Genomic DNA, 4,259 nt, shown 5'->3' on the forward strand with positions numbered 1-4,259 from the left:
GTCGGCCACCGGTGCGCTCCGGAGGCCGGCACATCCCGGCGCGAGCCGGGAGGGAGTTGATGCCAGGGCCAGCCGGAAACCGGGAGCACCGGGCCCGGGATCGCGCCGGCTCCGGGCGGGACCAGCCGGTGGTATCCGGGGAGCTGGCCCGGGCGGGCGCGTGACCGGCGTCTCGCGGTGGGGTGCGGCACCGAGGACGTGGCTGCGGCCGGGGTGCGGGGTCGTGTCACGGTTCCTCGGCCGGCCCGGCGGCCCCTGCGGGGAGTGACTGGCGAACGCCCGCCACCCGAGCCGCCGACCGGCCCGGCGCGGACGGGGCGGACCCGAGGGGCGCGCGGTCTGGCGGCGGTCCGCCTCGCTCCCGGGGCGTGGGACCACCGAGGTCCAGCCCTGGGGCGACCCGGCGACGCCCGCCGGCACCGGGCCCGCGACGGGCCACCCCTCGGGCGCGCCGGTCCGTCCGGCCTACCCTGCCCGCATGTCAGCAGACAGTTCCCGGCCACGGCTCGTCCTCGGCGCGGCCGTCCTCGACGTGGCCCTCGTCGTCGTCTTCGCCGCGCTGGGGCGGCGCGAACACGAGCGGGGAGGTGGGGTCGTGGGCGTCCTGGACACCGCGTGGCCCTTCCTCGTCGGGCTGCTCCTGGGGTGGCTGCTGGTCCGGGCCTGGCGTGCCCCGGCGCGGCCGCTCCACGGGCTGGGCGTGTGGTTGGCCACCCTGGCGGGAGGCCTCGGGATCCGCGCCATCGTCCTGCACTGGCCGCCGCTGTCGTTCGCGCTGGTCGCGGCCGGATTCCTCGCCGCCTGCCTGGTGGGCTGGCGCCTGATCGCCTGGTGGGTGTCCGCGCACGGCCGGGCGCGGGCTGCGTAGGGTTGACGTCATGCCCGTACGCGCCCCCCTGCGACCTGGGAGCATCTCGCCCCGCCGACCGGTCCCCCGCTCGATCGAACGCCCGGAGTACGTCGACCGGCCGTCCCCGGCCCGCAACACCGACCCCTGGGTCCAGCCCGCCGAGGTCGTCGAGCGGATGCGCGCGGCGAGCAAACTCGCCGCGCAGGCCCGGGAGTTGGCCGGTCGCACGGTCGCCCCGGGTGTGACCACCGACGAGATCGACCGCGTCGTGCACGAGTTCCTGTGCGACCACGGCGCCTACCCGTCGACGCTGGGGTACCGGGGTTTCCCCAAGTCGTGTTGCACCTCGCTGAACGAGGTCGTGTGCCACGGCATCCCCGACTCCACCGTCATCGAGGACGGTGACATCGTCAACGTCGACGTCACCGCGTACCTCAACGGCGTGCACGGCGACACCAACGCCACCTTCCTCGCCGGCGACGTCAGCGAGGAGGCCCGGCTCCTGGTGGAGCGCACCCACGAGGCGCTGGCACGGGCCATCCGCGCGGTCCGCCCCGGGCGTCAGCTCAACGTCATCGGCCGGGTGATCGAGTCCTACGCCAACCGCTTCGGCTACGGCGTGGTCCGGGACTTCACCGGCCACGGCATCGGGCGGTCGTTCCACAGCGGACTGGTGATCCTGCACTACGACGACCCCTCGGTCGACACCGTGATCGAGGAGGGGATGACCTTCACCATCGAGCCGATGATCAACCTCGGCACGATCGAGTACGACATCTGGGACGACGACTGGACGGTCACCACCCGGGACAAGAAGTGGACCGCCCAGTTCGAGCACACCCTGCTGGTGACCGCCGACGGCGCCGAGGTCCTCACCGTCCCGTGAGGCCGGCTCCCGCCGGCGGTCGCCCGCTCAGGCCAGGGGGAGTTTGAGGAGCGCGTTCTCCACCAGTTCCGGCAGCGCCGGGTGGATCCAGTACTGCCGGCGGGGGAGCTCGGTGGCCGGCAGGCCGAAGCTGATGGCCTGGATCAGCGGCTGGATGAGGGTCGCAGCCTCCGGGCCGATCAGGTGGGCCCCGAGCAGCGCCCCCGTCTCGGGGTCGGCCACCAGCTTGCAGAACCCCGTGTTGTCCTCCAACGCCCACCCGTAAGCCACGTCGCCGTAGTCCTGGACCGCCGTCACGTGCCGGACACCCCGTACCCGCGCCTCCTCCTCGGTCAGACCGACCGAGGCGACTTGGGGGGAGGAGAAGACGGCGTGCGGCACGTGCCGGTGGTCGCTGGCCATCAGGTCGTCGGGGCACAGCAGGTTGTGCCGGACGACGCGGGTCTCGTGGTTGGCCACGTGCTTGAGCTGGAACGGGGAGCTGAGGTCGCCCAGCGCCCACACCCCGGGCAGCGACGTCCGCTGGTACTCGTCGACCCGCACCCTGCCGTCCGGGGTGAGGTCGAGCCCCACGGCTCCCGGCTCCAGCAGGTCGCTGTTGGGCACGCGGCCCGTCGCGACCAGAACCTCCTCCGCCTCCACGGTCTCCTCACCGTCCGGCCCCCACAGGACGAGGCTGGTCACGCCGCCGGCGCGGGTGGCGCGCAGGGCGGTCCGGCCCAGCCGCAGGTCCCAACGCCGGGAGGCGATCTCGGTGAAGCGGCGGGACACGTCACCGTCCTCGGCCCTGAGCAGGGCCTCGCCACGGTTGACCACCGTGACCTCCACCCCGAAGGACGAGAACACGTGGGCGAACTCGGCGGCGACGAAACCCCCGCCGAGAACGACCATCCGGGCCGGCAGCTCGTCGAGCCGCATCACGGTGTCGCTGGTGTGGAAGCCGGCCTCGGCGAGTCCGGGAACCGCGGGCACGAAGGGGCGGCTGCCCGTGGCCAGCACGATCTGGTCGGCCCGGATCGTCGTCGGCGGTTGTCCGTCTCCCGGGTCGACGCGCAGGGTTCGTTCTCCCGCGAACGCCGCCGTTCCCTGGTACAGCGTGACGTTGGGGCTGCCCTCCGCCCGGTACTGACGACCGCCGGCCGCGATGGGGTCGATGCGGTCGAAGATCCGGTCCCGCACGTCCCGCCACCGCACCCCGCGCAGGGTGGCGTCCACCCCGAACCGGGCCGACTCCGCGGGGGTGGCGGCCAGGTCTGCGGTGTGCACGAACATCTTGGTGGGGATGCAGCCCACGTTGAGACAGGTGCCACCGAAGACGCCGCGCTCGACGATCGCGACGTCCCAGTCGGCGAAGCGTTCGTCCAGCAGCGAGTTCCCGGAGCCGCTGCCCACGATGATCAGGTCGAATGTCCGCATCCGTGTTCCCCGTGCTCGTCGTCCGGGCGGGTCGGGTGACCGCGCCCTCAGGTGGAGGCCCCGGTGCCACTGACGTCGGCCTCCGGGGTCTCCGCGTGCCCGGCGGACCGCGCCGGGCGGGAGTCGACAGTGTGCAACCCACTGGGCAGGCCGGTCATTCCACGGCCGTCGGGGACCAGGACCAACGCCACGACGTGCGCGGCGGCGAAGCCGAGCGCCCCGGGCCCCCGTCCCGCGAGACCCGCCGCGGCCAGCACACCGGGGCCACCCAGCCCGACCAGCCAGGCGACGGCCAGCCCAGCCGCACCAGGAGGACGTCGCAGGCCATGCCCACCAGGCGACGACCGGTGGTGACCGGGCGGGGCGCTCCCGGGGGCCGCAACCGCGCGTTGCCCGGGGACCAGGCGCACCAGGGGAGCCAGGAGCACCCCCACCCCGGTTCCCACCGCGTTGGCGACGAGGTCGTCCACGGCGAACAGGCGGTAGGGGCAGGGGGAGACGGACCAGTTGCCGGTGAGCTGGGTGAACTCCACGAACAGCGTCGTGGCCACGCCGATCGCCAGGGTGGCGACCACCCCTCGCCGGAACACCTGGCGCAGGAACATCCCCAGGGGTACGAACAATGCGGTGTTCATCGCGAACTGCTGGCCGTCGTCCCTGGCCACGGCGCGAAGGCCGCCCACGGCGTGGACGTCGGGCAGGCCGCGACGTCGGGCAGGCCGCGCGGGCTCGCCGGCGGTTCGAGCTGGGGACGCTGGCCGCGCTAGTGGGCGCGGAGGTCGGGTACCAGCGGGGGCATGGGACCAGGAGGTAGGCGACCAGGAGGTAGGCGACCAGTGCGAGCACGTGCACCAGGAACGCGAACGCGAGGGCGGCACTGGCCGCCAGCAGGCCCGGCAGGACCCGCACCCCCAGCTCGTCCACGTCCGGTCCCCACCGCCCTCCCGCGCCTTCGGCGTCGGTCGAGACCACGGCCGGGGCCGGGTGCGGTGGGCTCGGGCTACCAGGCCGGGCGGAGACCGGATCCGGGCCGGGACACCGGTCCACCGGAACCCGCCGGGGCGGAGGGGGTGGTCGCCAGCGGCCGGCGGGGGTGCCGCCGGCCGC

At 74.1% G+C, this 4,259-nt stretch carries 4 protein-coding genes; 2 read left to right on the plus strand and 2 right to left on the minus strand.

Features of this window, described 5'->3' with window-relative positions:
• The first annotated feature begins 478 nt into the window (after nucleotides 1–478).
• Nucleotides 479–868 (plus strand): DUF3054 domain-containing protein, encoded by a 390-nt coding sequence (locus tag ACTIDRAF_RS0213845; RefSeq protein WP_016699331.1) that lies wholly within the window; start codon nucleotides 479–481, stop codon nucleotides 866–868.
• A 10-nt stretch (nucleotides 869–878) separates the two neighbouring features.
• Nucleotides 879–1,736, plus strand: a complete 858-nt coding sequence (gene map, locus ACTIDRAF_RS0213850) for a type I methionyl aminopeptidase (RefSeq protein WP_016699332.1) — start codon at nucleotides 879–881, stop codon at nucleotides 1,734–1,736.
• A gap of 27 nt (nucleotides 1,737–1,763) precedes the next feature.
• On the opposite strand, the gene ACTIDRAF_RS0213855 is transcribed toward map, so the two are convergent.
• Together ACTIDRAF_RS0213855 and ACTIDRAF_RS31975 are read right to left on the minus strand one after the other, a co-directional pair.
• Nucleotides 1,764–3,152 (minus strand): mycothione reductase, encoded by a 1,389-nt coding sequence (locus tag ACTIDRAF_RS0213855; RefSeq protein ID WP_016699333.1) that lies wholly within the window; start codon nucleotides 3,150–3,152, stop codon nucleotides 1,764–1,766.
• Nucleotides 3,153–3,199: 47 nt separating this feature from the next.
• Nucleotides 3,200–3,835, minus strand: coding sequence for a VanZ family protein (locus ACTIDRAF_RS31975; RefSeq protein ID WP_016699334.1), 636 nt, complete (start codon nucleotides 3,833–3,835; stop codon nucleotides 3,200–3,202).
• Between the last annotated feature and the right edge of the window lie 424 nt (nucleotides 3,836–4,259).

Source organism: Actinoalloteichus spitiensis RMV-1378 (genome assembly GCF_000239155.1).
In the GTDB taxonomy this organism is placed as follows: Bacteria; Actinomycetota; Actinomycetes; order Mycobacteriales; family Pseudonocardiaceae; genus Actinoalloteichus_B; species Actinoalloteichus_B spitiensis.